Genomic DNA, 18,200 nt, shown 5'->3' on the forward strand with positions numbered 1-18,200 from the left:
AAAACATGAGCGAAAGACTGGAAGACATCGCAGTTGCCATGGTCGCAAACGGCCGGGGTCTGCTTGCCGCCGACGAGTCCACGGCGACGATCAAGAAGCGCTTCGACGGCATCGGTCTGGAATCGACCGAGACATCGCGGCGCGACTATCGCGAAATGCTCGTTCGCGCCGACGAGGCGATGCGCAAGTACATTTCCGGCGTCATTCTCTACGAAGAGACCCTGTTCCAGAAGGCGGCCGACGGCACGCCGCTGGTGGACGTCATCCGCGCCGCCGGCTCGATCCCGGGCATCAAGGTCGATGCCGGGGCCAAACCGATGACCAATTTTCCGGCGGAGACCATCACCGAAGGTCTCGACGGGCTCGCACAACGCCTGACGAAATATTACGAGGCCGGTGCCCGCTTTGCCAAATGGCGTGGCGTGATTGCCATTTCGGACAACCTGCCGAGCCCAGGTGCCGTCAGGGCGAACGCACATGCGCTCGCGCGCTACGCCGCCCTTTGCCAGGAAGCCGGCATCGTTCCGATCGTCGAGCCGGAGGTGCTGATGGATGGCGCGCCGGGCGATCACTCGATCGACCGGTCGCAGGAGGTCACCGAATGGACGCTGCGCGTCACTTTCGAGGCGCTCGCCGAGATGCGTGTAAAGCTCGAAAGCATGATCCTGAAGCCGAGCATGGTCATCGATGGCAAGAAGGCGCGCAAGGCGTCCGTCGCCGAAGTCGCCGAACGCACGATCAAGGTGCTGCGACGCACGGTGCCATCAGCCGTTCCCGGCATCGCCTTCCTTTCCGGTGGCCAGACGACCGAGGAGGCGACGGCCCATCTCTCGGCCATGAATGCGACCCACAATCTGCCCTGGAAGCTCACCTTCTCCTACGGCCGCGCCCTGCAGCAGGAAGCGCTGTCCGCCTGGAACGGCAAGGCGGAGAATGTCGCCGCCGGCCAGCGGGCCTTCTCGCACCGCGCCGAAATGTGCAGCCTGGCCGCCAAAGGCAGCTGGAAGAAGGACCTGGAGAAGGCCGCCTGAGCGGCGCTGTCAGCCAAGTCGAAGACAACGCAAGGGGCCATTTATTGGCACCTTTTCGTGCGGCGCCCGTATGGTTTGCCGCTCGCCGTAGAGCGTAAATGCCGATCTTGTCACCAAGACAAGTTGGTGTCTTTGCCGGTTTCGCCGCCTGCCTTAGGCCTTTCAATCCAGGCCACCAGGCGGCGCTGATCGCCGCCGCATCCAGCGGAAGCGAGCGTTCATGACTTCTTTTGCCCCCGTGCACTCCGTCGATTACATCACCGTCGACGTCTTCACTGAAGATCGTTTCGCCGGTAACCAGCTTGCCGTCATCCCGGACGCACGGGGTTTAAGCGATGCGCAGATGCAGGCGATCGCAACCGAGTTCGGCTATTCCGAAGTCACCTTCGTGCTGCCGCCGGAGGATCCTGCCAACAGCGCGCGGGTGCGCATTTTCACGCCGACGATGGAGATCCCCTTCGCCGGACATCCGAATGTCGGCACCGCCTTCGTGCTTGGCCAGCAGGCGGAGATTTTCGGCCGGGCGCCCGGCGATCACCTGCGGTTTGAAGAGCTCGCCGGGCTGGTCGAGGTCGCCCTGTCGCGCGCCGATGGCGCGGTGAAGGAAGCGCGTATCGTCGTGCCGCGCGCCTTGAGCATTGGACCCAGCATCGATGTCGAGACGATCGCCGCCTGCGCCATGGTCGCACCCGATGCCGTCAGCACCGCCAACCATGCGCCGGTGCGCGTTTCCGTCGGCCTGCCCTTCGCGGTCGCGGAACTGAAAGACGTAGCCGCGCTGTCGGCGGCGCGTCCCAACGTCACCGCCTTCGAGGCCGCCAATCGGCGCTACAAGCCGGATGAGGACAGCTTCAGCCTGTTCCTCTATGCCCGCTCGGCCGAAAAGCCATGGCAGCTGCGCGCCCGCATGTTTGCACCGCTCGACAACGTCATTGAGGACCCGGCGACCGGCAGCGCCTCGGCTGCGCTTGGCGCCTATCTCGTTTCGCTTCTGCCTGAAGAGACCATCGACGTCGATCTGACGATCGAGCAAGGCGTCGAGATGGGGCGCCGAAGCATCATCGAGGTCAGCGTCAGCAAGCAAGGCGGCACCGTAGGCAAAACCAGCATTGCCGGCGCCTGCGTGACTGCGATGCGCGGTTCCATCGCGCTCTAAACACCCGCAAGACGCTGACCGGCGGCGCGAGCGAACCCGCATGCGTGCCTTCGGCGAACCCATTGACTCTTAATTAGGCGCCATACTATATGGCGCCTGATGGATATGCTTGAGCAAAAGCACCTCGCCCTGATCACCGAAGCCGAACAGCGCGGACACTTACCAACCGCCAACCTGCGTCTGTGCTTCGAAGTCATGGCACTTGCCGCCGCCATCGATCGCGACTGCGCTACGCGGCTCGCGCCACACAATCTCTCAGAGGGAAAGTTCGTTCTGCTTTTCCTGCTGCACCAGCTGCCGCAGGGATTGTCGCCATATGAGCTTGCCGATCGGGCCGGCGTCACACGCGCAACCGTTACCGGACTTCTGGACGGGCTGGAGCGGGACGGCTTTCTCGCGAGGCAGCAGAGCAAGGACGATCGCCGAAAGGTGCTGGTGCAGTTGTCGCCGAAGGGCGAGAATGCAGCGCGCGAGCTGTTCGACACGCACACGCGCTGGATTGCATCGCTGTTTGCCGGTTTCGACGAGCGCGACCGACAGACGCTAAGTACGCTCATCCAGCGCGCGTGGCGCAACACCGACGCCGGCCGAAAGGCCGTATTGACGACGGCTGGAAACGAGATCGAGCCATGAGCCCTGCCCCACGACGCGTGCAGGATATCGACCCGCAACGGCTCGCGCTGTTGAATGCGGGAGCGGCGCAAACCTCGACGCTGACCGAATGCCTCGCGGTCGATTTCGCGGCGCTGATGCGGTCGGCCGTACCGGAAGTCGGCGACGATGCACTCGCCAGCATCGGCGCCATAGCCGGCACCGGCATTTCCAAACGCATGGCGCTCGCAGCAGGATTGATCCGCGGCCGGCTTGGCGATGGCGCAGTGACAAGGCTGCAGCAACACCAGTCCGACACGGTCAGGGGCTGGGCGTGCTTCGTGATCGGCGCAAATCCAGCGCTCACGCTTGAACAACGCCTCGAAGCGATCCGGCCGCTTGCCGACGACCCGCACTTCGGCGTGCGTGAATGGGCCTGGATGGCCGTGCGGCCGCATCTCGCCGCCGATCTCAAAGCGGCGATAACGCTTCTTGGCCGCTGGACCGCCTCCCCCTCCGACCGTCTGCGCCGGTTTGCAAGCGAAGCGACGCGCCCCCGTGGGGTCTGGTGCAGCCATATCCCGACGCTCAAAGACAATCCGGAAATGGCACTAATCATCCTCGAACCGTTGAACGCCGACCCCTCGCGCTACGTTCAGGACTCCGTCGGCAACTGGCTGAACGACGCGGCCAAGGACCGGCCCGACTGGGTTCGCGATCTCTGCGCCTCCTGGCAACGCAAGCAAGACAGCGCCGCCACCGCCCGGATCTGCAAGCGCGCACTTCGATCCATCGATTGATCCTGAAAAGAGAATGCATGCCCCACTATCTGAGCGAACTCTATACCTCGAAGCGAACATGGCTGTCGCTTGACGCCGTCGCGCGGCAGCAGTTTTTCGAGACCGTCGGCCATGGCATGGCCAAGTTATCGGATCTCGGGGTCGAGCCTATCGCCTTTGGCGAGGTGGATGCCGGCAAGCTTCATGCCGCATCGCAGTCCTATTTCGCCATCTGGCGCGTCCCCGATGAAGCAGCGCTTGATGCCCTGGTCTCGGGCATCGCGGCGGCCGGCTGGCACGACTATTTCGAAACGATCAACGCCGCCGGTCGCGGGACCGACCTGCCCGGCCACCTTGCCCAACTGGCGGCAGCCCGTAGCTGACGCCACGCGAGGGGGAGAGGGCCGTTCAACTCCGGCCGGCGCGCTCGACCACCTGCTCGATAAACTGCGTCTTGGCCGCGGTATAGCCGTCGCCATCGAAGGCAAATGTCGCGGCAAGGCTTCGCTTCAGCGCTGCGTAGGCGTCGACCGTCTCGCGGCTTTGACGAAGCTGATCACGAAAGATCAGGCGACGGCGATGGGTGTCGTTGTGTGGCGAACAGAGATAGACGCGCCGCCCCGGCGATCCCTGCTTGGCGAATGCCCAGACGCCATCGTCATATCTGTTCCCCCGTGACATAAAGCCGTCGGCGACGAGCGCCGCGCCGCCGGCGGCAATTGCTTCCGGCCTGCACAGCGTCACATCGATATCGATGATCGGCTTGGCGATGAGCCCGGGAACTGCAGTGCTGCCGATATGGTCGATTGCGACCGTGGCGGAGCCAAGCAGGCTCGCCAGATGCTTCGACATCTCCGCAAATGCTTGCGGCCACGCATCGTCGTAGGCGATGACTTCGACCAGCGTCGGCATGCTCTTCCCTTTGCTCGAAGCCCTGTCGCTTGCCGGATCGTGCCCGGCGGTCGAGGGGTCGCAGTCAGGCGTTTTCTTTGGGCACCAGGGCAACGATATCGGCAAAAATATCCTGCCATTCGGTATCGTCCATTTCGGCAAAACCGAAACTGCGCAGTAGGAAGGCGCCTTCCGTTGCGAGAAAGGCAAGACGCGCCCGGCGCCCCTCCTCGGTCGACAGATCGAGGCTGTCGAGGCGCCCGCGATACCAGGCCCGGTTCTTTTCCATATGGTCTTCGCGCTGCAGGAGCGCTGCCATCATCCCGGACGTGCGGGCATTCTCCGCCGTGTTCATGCGCGCCGTCACCTCCGCGTGCGCGCGCATCGCCGTTACCGGATCCGTCTCGTCTCCGACTTCGGCGGCGACCGCGCTGTCGAACTCGTTGAACCAGCGTTCCATCATCGCGTCGATCAGGCCGTCCTTGTTACCGAAGCAATATTGAACCCCGCCCTTGGTGATGCCCGCCGCCTTGGCCACCGCGTCGATCGTCAGGCCGGCAGCACCGACGGCGCTGACGGTCGCCTCCGCCGCATCCAGCACCTTGTCGCGATCGATCGTCCGGCGTCGTCCCATTTCAGATTCCCTCTTTCAATTCCATACGTATGTATTTATATAATCGCTCTGAAGTCAACAAGGCCATAGGTCCCGCAGGCAGCGGGTCGGCCACAGAGGTGTACCATGTCCCCGCATAATCGCTGGCTCATTCTTGCCATCGTGTCGAGCGCGCTGCTGCTGATCGTTGTCGATATGACCGTGCTTTACACGGCGCTGCCCCGGCTGACCCACGATCTTGGCGCGTCCGCGTCGGAAAAGCTCTGGATCGTCAATGCCTATGCGCTGGTCGTTGCCGGCCTACTGCCGGGGCTCGGCACGCTCGGCGACCGGCTCGGCCACAAGCGGCCGTTCATTGCCGGTCTTGCCGTCTTCGGCCTCGCTTCGCTGCTGGCGGCCTATGCCTCGAACCCGTCGATCCTGATTACCGGCCGCGTGCTTCTTGCCGTCGGCGCCGCGCTGATGATGCCGGCAACGCTTTCGATCATCCGGCTGACCTTCACCGACGAGCGTGAGCGGGCGCTGGCGATCGGCGTCTGGGCTGCCATCGCCTCGGGTGGCGCGGCGATCGGCCCGGTGCTCGGCGGGTTCCTGCTCGAATACTTCTGGTGGGGCTCGGTCTTCCTCATCAATGTGCCGATCGTCGCCGTGGCCTTGCTGCTCGGCGTTGTCGTGCTTCCCGACAGCAAGGGCAACAAGGATCACCCGTGGGATCCGCTCGGCTCCGTCCAGATCATGGTCGGCCTGGTCGGGCTTGCCTATGCCATCAAGGAGATGAGCAAGCGCGAACCCTCGGCTGAAGCCGGGCTCATCGCCGCCGCCATCGGCGTCGTAGCGCTTCTCCTCTTCGTGCGCAGGCAGAGGCGCAGCCCGCACCCGATGATCGACTTCGGCCTGTTCCGCAACGCCGCCTTCTCCTCGGGCGTCGCCGCAGCCCTTGTCGCATCCGCGGCCATCGTCGGCGTCGAGCTCGTGCTCAGCCAGCGGCTGCAGCTTGTCGCCGGGTATTCGCCGCTTGAGGCCGGCATTTTCATCCTGCCGATCCCGCTTGCGGCCTTCGTCGCCGGTCCGCTTACCGGCATGATGCTGCCGCGCCTCGGCGCCGAGATGGTGCTGCGCACCGGCCTTATCACCGCAGCTGCCGGCCTCGGTGCGTTTCTTGCCGTGCACGAAGCCGGCGTGCTCGCTCAGATCGTCAGCCTGGTCGTGCTCGGCCTTGGCATTGGCGCTTCGATGACGGCAGCCTCCAGCGCCATCATGTCCAACGCCGCGCCGGAACGCGCCGGCATGGCCGCCTCCATCGAGGAGGTTTCCTTCGAACTTGGCGGCGCCATCGGCATCGCCGTGCTCGGCAGCGTGATGTCGGCTGTCTACACCGCCTTCGTCATGCTGCCGGAAGGGGCGGGCATATCGGCGATCGCACGCGACAGCCTGGACGAGGCGTTGATATTGGCGGAAAAACTGTCGTCGAATGATGCCGAAAATCTAGTGGCACTCGCCAAAGCGGCCTTCGAGAAGGCGTTCGTCGCCGTCGTCCTTTTGGCAACAGGCCTCCTGTTTGCCACCGGCGCCGGCATCTGGTGGTTTACGCGCGGCAATCGCCTACAACGCCGCGCGTCTTATTAGACGCGCAAAAGTCGCCGTAGCACTTTGAATTGCTGCATGTCTTTATCCTTAAATCGAATGCGATTTCAGGAAACGTGCAGTCGCGCCGGTCGGGTCCTACCGGGCGCACTGATTTCAGGTGGTCAGTGCTTTGCTGCCTCGCACTGGGCGATCGCTGCCACCAACGCCTCGAAACGCACATGGTGGCGAACGGCGTCCAGGTCGGAGTCCTGCTTGAACCAAAGCAGCTGGTAACAGGAACTTTGCGGCAACAGGCTCTCGAGCATGTCGAGCGCCGTGTCGACATCGCCGAGGATCGAATGGACGCAGGCCGTGTTGTAGCGTGCAACAACATCATCCGGATCGATGGCGATCGCGCACGCCGCCCATTCACGCGCGCGCTCTGCTTCGCCCATATGGGCCAGCGCCAGGGCGCCGCGATGGGCCGGACCGGAATTCTCCGGATGCAGCTCCAGCGCCCGCTCGGCCCGGGAAATACCAATCTTCGCCCAGTGTCCCCGCTCGGTTTCCTGGCCCAGCGACTTGTAGGCGCTCATCAGGTGGATCGGCGAGAGATAGTCATCCGGGCTGATTTCCGCGGCCCGCTTGAAGAACTGGATCGCCGTCTCGAACTCGCCGCGCATGAAGAGAAAGCGGCCATAGTGAAAGTTTGCCTCGTAGAGCTGCGGATCAAGCGTCAAGGCGCGCTCAAACTCGGCAACGGCCTCTTCGCTTTGCCCGTCCTGGTGCAGGACCAATCCCCGGGAAGCGTGCGCTTCCGCCAGGTTCGGATCGAGCGCCAGCGCCCGCTCGCTCGTGCTCAGAATGCTCTCGAGCGGGAATTCGTGCTCGTGCCAGTCGCGAAGAGCGGATTCGCAATCGGCGATGCCGGCATAGGCGCGGGCAAAATTCGGGTCGAGCTCGACGGCCTTCAGGAACATCCGCCGGGCGAGCAGCAGATAGTAACGGGTCCAGGCGTGCGAGAATCGCCGCCCGCGTAGATAGTAAGTGTAGGCCTCGACGCTCGTCGTCGGATCGCTCTCGATCGCCTTCTTCTCCTCAGGCAACAGCTTGATGCGCAATTGGTCGACGATGGCGTGAGTGATCTCGTCCTGGATGGCGAAGATATCGGTGAGATCGCGGTCGTAGCGGTCGGCCCAAAGATGCGTGCCTGTCAGCGCATCGATCAGCTGCCCGGTGATGCGCACCCGCGCGCCGGCCTTGCGCACACTGCCTTCGAGGATGAACCGAACGCCCAGTTCCTGCGCCACGGTTTTGACCCGGACAGACCGTCCCTTGTAGGTAAAGACCGTGTTGCGGGCGACCACGTGCAACTGCGAGATCTTCGACAGGTCGGTGATGATGTCTTCGGTGATGCCGTCGGAGAAATATTCCTGCTCCGGGTCATGGCTCATATTGGTGAAGGGCAGCACGGCGACGGAAAGCCCGTAACCATCGTCCACCGTTACCGTATGGGACCCATTCAACACCTTGGCGATCTTGGTCGGCGCCCCCAGCGCCACCGAATAGACATGCACACCCGCTGCGATGTTCTTCAGCGCGTGCTGTCCCTTGTCGACGAAGCCGACATCCAGCCTCGAGCCGACATGGTCGCGAACGGAGGCGGAGACGGCAATGCCGGAGGGCTCGGCCAGGCCTTCGAGCCGGGCTGCGACATTGACGCCGTCGCCGAAGATATCGCCGTCCTCGACGATCACGTCGCCCAGATGCACGCCGATGCGCAGTTCGATACGCTTCAACTGCGGCACGTCTTCGTTGCGGATAAGCATGCCGCGCTGAATGTCGACGGCACAAGCAACCGCGTTCACGACACTCGCGAACTCGACCAGAATGCCGTCGCCGGTCAGTTTGACAATCCGACCCTTGTGTCGGCTGACCTTGGGATCGACCAGCTCGTTCTTGTGCCGCTTCATGGCGGCCAGCGTGCCGGTCTCATCAGCGCCTATGAGGCGGCTGTAGCCCACGACATCGGCAGCAAGGATGGCAGCAAGGCGGCGTTCCAAGTAACCCCCGATTTCATCTCCTGGGTGAAGTATACAATCTAGCGCGTTCTTCATCATCTGTCCTGCGCACTTTTCTGGGTACGACGAATGACCGAAGAACCGGATAACACACTAGGCCAGATGGCGAAGTTTCCAAGGAAACCACCATCCTAACACTATGGGATTACTTCGTTCGCCGTATCACGGTCGAATGAGAACCGTGATCATCATCATGACGATCGCAAACACTGCGATCTTCCAGAAATCGCGACGCTGCCTCAGACCGGGCAGGCCGATCGGCCAGATCAGCTGGATGGCCATCGCCAGAAGCAGAATGAGCGCCAGCGCCTTCGACATATCCAGCCTATCCCCGGGTAAATTCCCGCAACTCGGCGGAACTGTCACGCCGCCGTCACCTTGTCGTCGTAGCAGCGCAGGCCGTCAGCACGCGCAACTGCTTATGATCCCGAAATTCGATATCGATTCTTGGGATGATGCATTAGAGGGCTATTGTTTCCGCCGCCGATTTGCAATGACCGGCCGGACAGAATCCGGCTGGCAATTCCGGGCACACCGCCCTAACTTGCTGACGGCAGAACGATTTTCGGATGGATGATGAGAAAAAACCTGCTCCCCGTCGCCTCGCTCCTGCTGGGCACGCTGTTTCTCTTCCTGGGCAACGGCCTGCAGGGCCTGCTTTTGCCGGTCAGAGGCACGGCCGAGGGCTATCCCACCACCATCCTTGGCCTGATCGGCACGTCCTGGGCGGCCGGCTTCGTGCTTGGCTGCTTCTTTGCACCTAATGTCGTCAAGCGCATCGGCCATGTGCGCGCCTTCAGCGTCTTTACCTCGATGATTGCCATCGTCGCGTTGATGACCGGCATCCTGATCGACCCGACCTGGTGGCTGATCCTGCGTGCGCTGACCGGTTTTTCCACTGCCGGCACCTCGATGATCATCGAAAGCTGGCTCAACGAGCGCGCCACCAATGAGAGCCGCGGCGTCATCTTTTCCCTCTATATCGCCATCACGCTCTTCGGCGTCGTCGGCGGCCAGATGATGATCCCGTTCGGCGATACCTCCACCAGCACCCTCTTCATGATCTGCGGTATTCTCTATTGCGTCGCTATGCTGCCGACCCTGCTCTCGAAGGCCGCCTCGCCGCAGCCGCTGAAGCAGGTCCAGCTCGACCTGCGCGGGCTCTATCGCAATTCCCCGGTCTCGTTCCTCGGCATCCTGCTCGTCGGCATCGCCAACGGCGCTTTCGGCACGCTCGGCGCCGTCTTCGGCCGCCAGGCGGGCCTCTCCGACAGCACTGTCGCGGCGATGATGAGCGTGGCGATCTTTGCCGGCGCGGTGATGCAGCTGCCGGCCGGGCGCCTGTCCGATCGCATCGATCGACGCTACGTGCTTGCCGCCCTTGCCGGTGTCGGTGCGCTGGCGGGGCTCCTGATCTTCCTAGTCGAACCAAGCCAGGTCTGGATCGTGCTCACCCTGATTGCGATCTATGGCGCAGCCGCCAACGCGCTCTACCCGATCGCCGTTTCGCATGCCAACGACTTTGCGACAGCCGAGGATTTCGTTAAGGTTTCCGGCGGATTGCTGCTGCTCTACGGCATCGGCACCATTATCGGCCCGACCATCGGCGGCCCGGTGATGACTGCGACCGGCCCCTACGGGCTGTTCATGATCACCGCCTGCGCCCACATCCTCATCACCGCCTACGCCATCATCCGCAGCCGCATGCGCGCGCCGGTTCCCGTCGCCGAGCGCGATGCCTTCTCGCCGATCAATGCCGGAACGGCAATGACGCCCGAGAGCCTGCAGCTCTCGCCGCGCGCAGCACCGTTCGATGAAACACATGATGACGACGACGGCGATATCGACCCCGAACAGGAGGAGAAGTCGAATGGGCCTGTTTGACGAAGACCAACCCAAGAAGAAGCTGGCGCATGAGATCGGCAGCGACCTGTCGCTGCTGTCCGTCGACGAGCTCACACAGCGCATCGCGCTGCTGAAGGAGGAAATCGCCCGGCTCGAGGCGGAGCGCGAGCGCAAATCCGCAAGCCGATCTGCGGCCGAGGGCCTGTTCCGCTGACGATCGCACAAGGACAAACGGCCCGAAACGGCGCTTTCTTAACGGTATATTAAGCATTCTCTGCGATTGTCTGTTTATCCGGAGCTTTCCGGACTCAGACAATTTCTCCGACTGGCGAATGGGTCTGATTTTTCTCCCTGTTTTACCTTGAGAGCCGCTTTCCGCGGCTCTTTTTTTGTTTTGATATATGTCGCTGCAAAGAATTGTGGAGATTAACCCTTTCTTAAGAATGCTCTTGCGCGAAATGCGCTATGGCATCATTCTTCAGGCATAGAGGCGGCAAGGAAACTTTTCCCAAAACCGCCCGTTACCCGACTGTCGTGATGCGTTTGAACCAGGGAAAACAGGTCATGTCCGAAAGAGGATTGAATACCGTCAGTTTCGCGGGACACGCGGCGGCGTCGGCGCAGTTCAAGGCGCTCTATTCGGAAGGCATGGGTCTGGTCGAAGAAACCGCGAGCTATCTCGACGGCCCCGGTCGCCTTGCCTCCAAGGTCCTCCCGCGCATGGCATCGGTCCTCTATGCAGCAGAATCCATGCGTCTGACCACGCGTCTCATGCAGATGGCATCCTGGCTCCTGCTTCAACGCGCTGTCAACAACGGTGAGATGAGCCGCGACCAGGTGCTGTCGGAAAAGAGCAAGGTTCGCCTCGACAGCTTCAACGTCGACCGCAGCGCGCCCGGCTGGAGTGAGCTGCCGGAAGCATTCCGCGACCTCATCGAGCGCTCGCTGCGCCTGCAGAACCGCGTCGCCTTGCTCGATCGCGAGATCTACCGTCCGCAGGAAGCCTCGACCTTCGTTCCTGATAACCAGAACGGCGTCAAGGCGCAGATCAAGCTCTTGCAGACGGCCTTCGGCACCAACTGATTTCAAAATATTCGGCAGTTCGCTGCCAACGAAACGAACCCGGCCTTGAGCCGGGTTTTTTCATGCGCGGCTTGAGCCGGCTCGCACGATCTCAATCATCAAAGATCGGCCTTAAGTCGGGACGGAAATCCGCACAACAAAAAGCCCGGCAGAGCCGGGCTTCGAAAACGCGCCAAGAGAGCGTGCGATTAGAGGCCGAGGCCTTCGAAACGCTTCTTGAACTTGGAGACGCGGCCGCCGCGGTCCATGAGCTGCTGGTTGCCGCCCGTCCAAGCCGGGTGCGACTTCGGGTCGATTTCCAGGTTCATGGTGGCGCCTGCCGAACCCCAGGTCGAGCGGGTTTCGTATTCGGTGCCGTCAGTCATGACCACCTTGATCAGGTGATAGTCGGGATGGATGTCTGCCTTCATAACGATCTTCCTAGAGTTCCAGGGTCCAATTGTCGCAAGGCATTGCGACTTCGAGACCGAACACGTAAATGAAGCCGCGGACCGGCTGATGGGCCACGGCTTCCCAATTCGATGCCGTGCCTATACATCAAGGTCCGCGGGATAACAAGTGCCGCGCGGAAGACTCATGGGCAAACCCGCCCCCTCCGTGATTGGCGAACGGGGGTCATGTGTCCGAACGAGCAAACCAGTCACCAGCGCGTAAATCCATTCGCCCTCTCGCCACGCTGCTGCCCTACCTCAAGCGCTACCGCCATCTGGTCATCGGCGCCGGGATTTCGCTCGTTATCGCTGCGGTGACGACGCTGACGCTGCCGCTCGCCGTCAGGCGCATGGTCGACAACGGCTTCTCCAATTCCGACAGCGGCTTCATCAATACCTATTTCTCGATGCTGATGATGCTCGCCATCATCCTGGCTTTGGCCAGTGCGGCCCGCTACTATTTCGTCATCACCCTTGGCGAGCGCATTGTCGCCGATCTCCGGCGCAACGTCTTCCAGCACGTCACCCGCCTTTCCGCGTCGTTCTTCGACGTGAACCAGTCGGGCGAGATCGTCTCGCGGCTGACCGCCGATACCACGCAGCTGAAGTCCGCCGTCGGCGCGACGGCATCGGTAGCACTTCGCAACCTGATCCTGTGTCTCGGCGCCATCGGCATGATGGTTTATACCAGCCCGAAGCTGTCGAGCCTGGTGCTGGCGGCAATCCCGGTGATCGTCTTCCCGCTGGTCGGCTTCGGCCGCTCCGTCCGCCGCCGCTCGCGCGAGGCACAGGACACCCTGGCGATGGCATCGGCCTATGCCGGCGAGGCGATCGCCGCCTCCCGCACCGTTCAGGCCTTCAACAGCGAGGACATCGCCAACAACCGCTTCGGCAACGCCGTCGAGGATGCCTTCGGCGCGGCACGCGCGGCCATCAAGGCCCGCTCGGTGCTGACGGCCTTCGCCATCACCATGGTGTTCGGTAGCGTTGTCGCCGTCCTGTGGTTCGGCGCGCGCGACGTGCTGGCGGGCAATCTCTCGGCCGGAACCCTCAGCCAGTTCCTGCTTTATTCGGTCTTCGCCGCCGGCAGCCTCGGCTCGCTATCGGAGGTCTGGGGCGAGCTCTCGCAGGCAGCCGGTGCCGCGGAGCGGTTGAACGAGCTCTTGACCGAAGTCCCGGAAATCGAGGCGCCCGCAAACCCCGTCGCCATGCCGGCGCCGGCGCTCGGCGCCATCAGCTTCGACGAAGTCTATTTCGCCTACCCCGCGCGCCCTGATTACAAGAGCCTGAACGGCCTGAGCTTTGCGATCAAACCGGGTGAAACCGTCGCCATTGTCGGCCCATCCGGCGCGGGCAAGAGCACCGTCTTTTCGATGCTGCTGCGGTTCTACGATCCGGCAAAGGGTGCCATCACGGTCGATGGCGTCGATATCCGCACCGTGGACCCGAAGGATCTGCGCGACCGCCTGGCGATCGTGCCGCAGGACGTCACCATCTTCGCCTCCTCCGTCCACGACAACATTGCCTTCGGCCTGCCGGGTGCAAGCCGTGAAGCCGTGCGCGCCGCTGCCGTCGCCGCTCAGGCCGACGAATTCATCGGCCGGATGGAGAAGGGCTACGACACGCTTGTCGGCGAGCGTGGCATCACGCTCTCGGGCGGCCAGCGCCAGCGCATCGCCATTGCCCGCGCCATCCTGCGCAACGCGCCGATCCTTTTGCTCGACGAGGCGACCTCGGCGCTCGACGCCGAAAGCGAGACACTGGTGCAGAAGGCGCTCGAGGGCTTGCTGCATGAACGCACGACTGTTGTCATCGCCCACCGGCTCGCAACCGTCTTGAAGGCCGACCGCATCCTCGTGATGGAACACGGCCGGATCGTCGAAGAGGGAACCCATGCCTCGCTGATCCGGCAGGACGGGCTCTATGCCAAGCTGGCCCGTTTGCAGTTCAACCACGGAGCCCAGGAGCTGTTCCTGAACGCTGGGAAGTAAGACGACCACTACCATAGTCGCATGCCGGCATGTCCGGCATGCCATTGCAGCTGGAAAGCCGGACCCTATTCTATAGGTGCCGGCTTTTTTCGGCCGCCACGACCGATGTGGATTGTTCAGGGAGGAACCTAATGACATTTTCGAAGTTGACCCGCCGGGCGGCGCTTGCCCTCGGCTTCACCGCACTCACCGTTCTCGGCTCCGGCATCCAGGCGAATGCCCAGGACTTTCCGGATCGCGCAATCACCCTTGTCGTTCCCTTTGCCGCCGGCGGCTCGACCGACGTGGTCGCGCGGATCGTGGCGCAGAAGATGTCGGAGGATCTCGGCCAGCAGGTCATCGTCCAGAATGTCGCCGGCGCCGGTGGCAACCTCGGTGCCGACAATGTCGCGCGCGCCGACCCGGACGGCTATACGATCCTCATGGGCACGGTGGCGACGCACGCCCTCAACCCGCTGATCCTCAAGACCAAGCCCTATGACCCGGAAAAGGACTTCGCTCCGATCTCGCTTCTGGTCGTCGTTCCGAACGTGCTGGTGGTCAATCCGGAGCTGCCGGCCAAGACCGTCGAGGAGCTTCTGGCACTGCTCAAGGCCAAGCCCGATGAATATGCCTACGCTTCTTCCGGCAATGGCACGCCGCTGCACCTCTCCGGCGAGCTCTTCAAGAAGATGGCCGGCGTCAACATGCAGCATATCCCCTACAAGGGCGCCGGACCGGCGCTCAACGACGTCATCGGCAACCAGGTGCCGATCATGTTCGACAACCTGCCGTCCTCCTCCAGCCACATCAAGGCCGGCACCTTGCGGGCGCTTGCGGTAACGACCGCCGAACGCGCGCCATCCTTCCCCGACGTTCCGACGGTCGCGGAGGCAGGCATTCCGGGCTACGAAACCTATACCTGGAACGCGCTGTTTGCACCGGCCAACACGCCCGAGCCAGTTGTCGCCCGCCTGAACGAAGCCGCCAACAAAGCGCTTGCGGATCCGGCCGTGGTCGAGCGGATGAAGGAATTCAGCGCAACCATCGTCGGCTCGACGCCGCAGGAGCTTGCCGCGCATGTGAAGGCCGAGCTCGCAAAATGGACCCCTGTCGTTCGCGACGCCAACATCCAGATGGATTGATCGGAGTTACTTGACCCCATCTGCCGGATCGGCCCCTCATCCGGCTGCCGCCACCTTCTCCCCGCCTGCGGGGAGAAGGGATATGTGGCACGCTGGCGCAGGACTTGACCTCAACAAGCACCGGACCGGAAACGCTATGCGTCCCCTCTCCCCGCTTGCGGGGAGAGGGCTAGGGTGAGGGGCCCGACACGCGGACAACGATAGCCGATTCAGCCCGCTTAGACCGCACCCGCATGCCTCCCGGCGACACGGCCGGAATAGATGCAGCCGCCGAGAAACGTGCCTTCCAGCGCGTTGTAGCCATGCATGCCGCCGCCGCCGAAGCCTGCGACTTCACCTGCAGCGTAAAGGCCCGGCACCGGTTCGCCCGACTGCTCCAGCACCTGGCCGGCCAGGTTGGTCTGCAGGCCGCCGAGCGTCTTGCGCGTCAGGATATGCAGCCTGACGGCAATCAGCGGCCCGGCCTTGGGGTCGAGCAGGCGGTGCGGTTTGGCGGTACGCAGCAGCCGGTCACCGCGGTAGGACCGTGCCCCGCGGATCGCCGTCACCTGCGCATCCTTCGAGAAGGGATTGGTGATCTCGCGGTCACGCGCCTCGATCTGCTCGAGCAGGTGATCGACCGACAGGCGGTTCTCAGCCGTCAGCGCATTCATCGCCGGCACGAGATCGTCGAGCCGGTCGCGAACGATGAAATCTTCTCCCCTATCCATGAAGGCCTGCACCGGTCCGGGCGGGTTCTTGCCCAGCCGCTTGAGCAGGAGCGAGATGCTCTTGCCGGTCAGATCAGGGTTCTGTTCGGAACCGGAAAGGGCAAATTCCTTCTTGATAATCGCCCGCGTCAGGATGAACCAGCTGTAGTCGTGGCCGCTGTGGCGGATGGCCTGCAAGGTGCCGAGCGTATCGAAGCCGGGCATGGCGGGTGCTGAAAAGCGATTGCCGTCAGCATCGCACCAGAAGGACGACGGACCGGGCAGGATGCGGATGCCGTGATCCGGCCAGATCGGATCGAAATTCTTCAGGCCTTCGGTGTAATGCCACATGCGATCGGAATTGATGACCGAGCCGCGGGCGCGGCCGACAATCTCCAGCATGCGGCCATCGACATGATGCGGCACGCCGCAGACCATCGTCGCCGGCGGCTGGCCCAGCCGCTTGCGTGGCCAGTTGCGCCGTACCAGCTCATGGTTGCCGCCGATGCCGCCCGATGTCACGATCACCGCGCCCGCCGAAATCTCGAAATCACCGGCGACATCACGCGAGCTGCGCTGGCCGCGGCCGACCGGATCGGCCTTGAGCACCGAACCGCGCGCGCCGGTGACCGCCCCATCCGTCGTCACCAGTTCGTCGACGCGGTGGCGGAAGCGAAAACGCACGAGGCCGCGGCTTTCCGCCTCGCGCGTCAGCCGCACGAACGGCTCGATAACAGCCGGGCCGGTGCCCCAGGTGACGTGGAAGCGCGGAACAGAATTGCCATGCCCATGCGCAAGGCCGCCACCGCGCTCGGCCCAGCCGACGACGGGGAACCAGCGCATGCCGAGCGAATGCAGCCAGCTGCGCTTCTCGCCGGCAGCGAAATCGAGATAGGCATCGGCCCACAATCGCGGCCAGTGGTCCTCGGGACGATCGAATTGCGACGAGCCCATCCAGTCCTGGCGGGCGAGCTGGCGACTGTCCTTGATACCCATGCGCCGCTGCTCGGGACTGTCGACGAAAAAGAGACCGCCTAGCGACCAGAAGGCCTGACCGCCGAGGTTCTGCTCCCCCTCCTGATCGAGAACGATCACCTTGCGGCCAAGCGCTGCTGCCTCAGACGCGGCCACAAGACCGGCAAGCCCAGCACCGACGACCAGTACATCGCAATCCATTAACGGCGCCCTCCCCTGCATCCGCCAAGATGCAAGCTTCCCCCTGCATGTTGTGGATGCAAGTGTTACGCGCACGTCAAGGTCAATTCAAGGGCGTCGGACCGAGGGCTATCCTTGAGCCTATTTCTCGGTCAGCTTCAGCTCGATACGACGGTTCTGCGACCGCGCTTCGACGCTCTCGCCCTCGGCGATCGGCTGATACTCGCCGAAACCGGCGGCGACCAGCCTGTCGGCCGGCACGCCCTTGGAGATCAGGAACTTGACGACGGATGTGGCACGGGCGGACGAAAGCTCCCAGTTGTCGGCAAAACGGCCGGTGCCTGAAAGCTGTACATTGTCCGTGTGCCCGTCGACGCGCAGCACCCAGTTGATCTCCGCCGGAATTTCCTTGGCAAGGTCGAGCAGCGCCGAGGCGAGCTTGGCCATTTCAGTCTGGCCCTCAGGATTGAGTTCGTTGCCGCCGGAGGGGAAAAGCACTTCCGACTGGAAGACGAAGCGGTCGCCGACGATGCGGATGTTTTCGCGATCGGACAGGATTTCGCGCAGCCGTCCGAAGAAATCGGAACGATAGCGGTTTAGTTCCTGCACCCGCTGCGCCAGCGCGACATTCAGTCGGCGACCGAGATCGGCGATCTTCGTCTGCGAAGACTGGTCCTTGGCTTCCGACGCCTGCAAGGCCTCTTCGATCGCCGCGATCTGGCTGCGCAGCGCCGCGATCTGCTGGTTGAGAAGCTCGATCTGGCTCATGGCACGGGCGCTGGTCTGGCGTTCGGCGTCAAGCTCGGCACCGACACGCCCCAGCTTCTCGTTGGCGGCATCCGTGCTGCCGGCGCCCTGGTCAAGCAAGGCTTTCAGGCGAGAGCGCTCGCCTTCCGACTGGGAGAGGGAGGCCTGGAGATTGGCGAGCGAATCCTCCAGATCCTGCTTGCCACTTTTCTCCAGCGCCAGCAGCTGCGTCAGCTCGTTGATCTGGCTGTTCAGCCGGGTCAGAACCTCGTCCTTGCCGCTGATTTCGCGGCTGAGCAGGAACTGCGCCAGCACGAAGACGCTGAGCAGGAACATGATCGACAGGAGCAGGGTCGACAATGCGTCGACGAAACCGGGCCAGTAGTCGATCGTGCGCTGTGAACGGCCTTTTCGGGCAAGCGCCATG

The 18,200-nt window shown here is 63.1% G+C and carries 18 protein-coding genes; 11 read left to right on the forward strand and 7 right to left on the reverse strand.

All coding sequences use genetic code 11. The features are described 5' to 3' along the window. Positions 1 to 5 precede the first annotated feature (5 nt). The 5 genes from ASD02_RS31065 (at position 6) to ASD02_RS31085 (ending at position 3,940) form a co-directional block, all read left to right on the forward strand. Positions 6 to 1,031 carry a class I fructose-bisphosphate aldolase gene (locus ASD02_RS31065; RefSeq protein WP_057221571.1) on the forward strand — a complete coding sequence of 342 codons (1,026 nt, stop codon included), beginning with the start codon at positions 6 to 8 and terminating at the stop codon, positions 1,029 to 1,031. Positions 1,032 to 1,269: 238 nt separating this feature from the next. After that, complete coding sequence (locus tag ASD02_RS31070; protein ID WP_025424762.1) at positions 1,270 to 2,187, forward strand: PhzF family phenazine biosynthesis protein; 918 nt, start codon at positions 1,270 to 1,272, stop codon at positions 2,185 to 2,187. A 99-nt stretch (positions 2,188 to 2,286) separates the two neighbouring features. After that, on the forward strand, positions 2,287 to 2,820 hold the full coding sequence (locus ASD02_RS31075) for a MarR family transcriptional regulator (protein ID WP_025424763.1): 534 nt from the start codon (positions 2,287 to 2,289) through the stop codon (positions 2,818 to 2,820). Beyond that, positions 2,817 to 3,578: a DNA alkylation repair protein gene (locus ASD02_RS31080; RefSeq protein WP_025424764.1), complete on the forward strand. Its 762-nt coding sequence runs from the start codon at positions 2,817 to 2,819 to the stop codon at positions 3,576 to 3,578. Before ASD02_RS31075 ends, ASD02_RS31080 begins: the two co-directional genes overlap by 4 nt. A gap of 17 nt (positions 3,579 to 3,595) precedes the next feature. After that, positions 3,596 to 3,940, forward strand: coding sequence for a DUF6616 family protein (locus ASD02_RS31085; RefSeq protein WP_025424765.1), 345 nt, complete (start codon positions 3,596 to 3,598; stop codon positions 3,938 to 3,940). Positions 3,941 to 3,965: 25 nt separating this feature from the next. Here ASD02_RS31085 and ASD02_RS31090 read toward each other — a convergent pair whose 3' ends face one another. Then, entirely contained in the window at positions 3,966 to 4,469 is a 504-nt protein-coding gene (locus tag ASD02_RS31090) for a GrpB family protein (protein ID WP_057221572.1), read from the reverse strand. A 64-nt stretch (positions 4,470 to 4,533) separates the two neighbouring features. Beyond that, the gene (locus ASD02_RS31095; RefSeq protein WP_025424767.1) at positions 4,534 to 5,082 is read right to left on the reverse strand and encodes a TetR/AcrR family transcriptional regulator; all 549 of its coding nucleotides are present in this window, start codon (positions 5,080 to 5,082) and stop codon (positions 4,534 to 4,536) included. A gap of 105 nt (positions 5,083 to 5,187) precedes the next feature. Between ASD02_RS31095 and ASD02_RS31100 the strand changes: the two genes are divergently transcribed. Continuing rightward, on the forward strand, positions 5,188 to 6,687 hold the full coding sequence (locus ASD02_RS31100; RefSeq protein WP_025424768.1) for an MFS transporter: 1,500 nt from the start codon (positions 5,188 to 5,190) through the stop codon (positions 6,685 to 6,687). A gap of 122 nt (positions 6,688 to 6,809) precedes the next feature. Here the strand turns inward: ASD02_RS31100 and ASD02_RS31105 are convergent, their stop codons facing one another. Together ASD02_RS31105 and ASD02_RS39315 are read right to left on the reverse strand one after the other, a co-directional pair. Beyond that, positions 6,810 to 8,744: a tetratricopeptide repeat protein gene (locus tag ASD02_RS31105; RefSeq protein WP_128090377.1), complete on the reverse strand. Its 1,935-nt coding sequence runs from the start codon at positions 8,742 to 8,744 to the stop codon at positions 6,810 to 6,812. 126 nt (positions 8,745 to 8,870) lie between these two features. Then, positions 8,871 to 9,026, reverse strand: a complete 156-nt coding sequence (locus ASD02_RS39315; RefSeq protein ID WP_107027707.1) for a hypothetical protein — start codon at positions 9,024 to 9,026, stop codon at positions 8,871 to 8,873. Between the two features lie 258 nt (positions 9,027 to 9,284). Between ASD02_RS39315 and ASD02_RS31110 the strand changes: the two genes are divergently transcribed. The 3 genes from ASD02_RS31110 to ASD02_RS31120 all read left to right on the forward strand — a co-directional run bounded on the left by ASD02_RS31110 (position 9,285) and on the right by ASD02_RS31120 (position 11,636). Then, the gene (locus tag ASD02_RS31110; protein ID WP_025424770.1) at positions 9,285 to 10,592 is read left to right on the forward strand and encodes an MFS transporter; all 1,308 of its coding nucleotides are present in this window, start codon (positions 9,285 to 9,287) and stop codon (positions 10,590 to 10,592) included. Further along, positions 10,579 to 10,767 (forward strand): DUF1192 domain-containing protein, encoded by a 189-nt coding sequence (locus tag ASD02_RS31115; RefSeq protein ID WP_057205668.1) that lies wholly within the window; start codon positions 10,579 to 10,581, stop codon positions 10,765 to 10,767. The genes ASD02_RS31110 and ASD02_RS31115 overlap by 14 nt, the downstream gene beginning before the upstream one ends. A 350-nt stretch (positions 10,768 to 11,117) precedes the next feature. Continuing rightward, the gene (locus ASD02_RS31120; protein ID WP_025424772.1) at positions 11,118 to 11,636 is read left to right on the forward strand and encodes a DUF1465 family protein; all 519 of its coding nucleotides are present in this window, start codon (positions 11,118 to 11,120) and stop codon (positions 11,634 to 11,636) included. A gap of 188 nt (positions 11,637 to 11,824) precedes the next feature. Here ASD02_RS31120 and rpmE read toward each other — a convergent pair whose 3' ends face one another. Beyond that, positions 11,825 to 12,046, reverse strand: a complete 222-nt coding sequence (gene rpmE, locus ASD02_RS31125) for a 50S ribosomal protein L31 (protein ID WP_025424773.1) — start codon at positions 12,044 to 12,046, stop codon at positions 11,825 to 11,827. Between the two features lie 209 nt (positions 12,047 to 12,255). On the opposite strand from rpmE, the gene ASD02_RS31130 reads away from it, so the two are divergent. Together ASD02_RS31130 and ASD02_RS31135 are read left to right on the forward strand one after the other, a co-directional pair. Beyond that, on the forward strand, positions 12,256 to 14,058 hold the full coding sequence (locus tag ASD02_RS31130) for an ABC transporter transmembrane domain-containing protein (protein WP_038575689.1): 1,803 nt from the start codon (positions 12,256 to 12,258) through the stop codon (positions 14,056 to 14,058). A 131-nt stretch (positions 14,059 to 14,189) separates the two neighbouring features. Continuing rightward, entirely contained in the window at positions 14,190 to 15,182 is a 993-nt protein-coding gene (locus ASD02_RS31135; protein ID WP_025424775.1) for a tripartite tricarboxylate transporter substrate binding protein, read from the forward strand. Positions 15,183 to 15,400: 218 nt separating this feature from the next. Here ASD02_RS31135 and ASD02_RS31140 read toward each other — a convergent pair whose 3' ends face one another. After that, positions 15,401 to 17,047: an FAD-binding dehydrogenase gene (locus ASD02_RS31140; protein WP_025424776.1), complete on the reverse strand. Its 1,647-nt coding sequence runs from the start codon at positions 17,045 to 17,047 to the stop codon at positions 15,401 to 15,403. Between the two features lie 120 nt (positions 17,048 to 17,167). Beyond that, complete coding sequence (locus ASD02_RS31145; RefSeq protein ID WP_057205664.1) at positions 17,168 to 18,199, reverse strand: peptidoglycan -binding protein; 1,032 nt, start codon at positions 18,197 to 18,199, stop codon at positions 17,168 to 17,170. Between the last annotated feature and the right edge of the window lies 1 nt (position 18,200).

It is taken from the genome of Ensifer sp. Root1252 (assembly GCF_001425885.1).
GTDB classification, from domain to species: Bacteria; Pseudomonadota; Alphaproteobacteria; order Rhizobiales; family Rhizobiaceae; genus Ensifer; species Ensifer canadensis.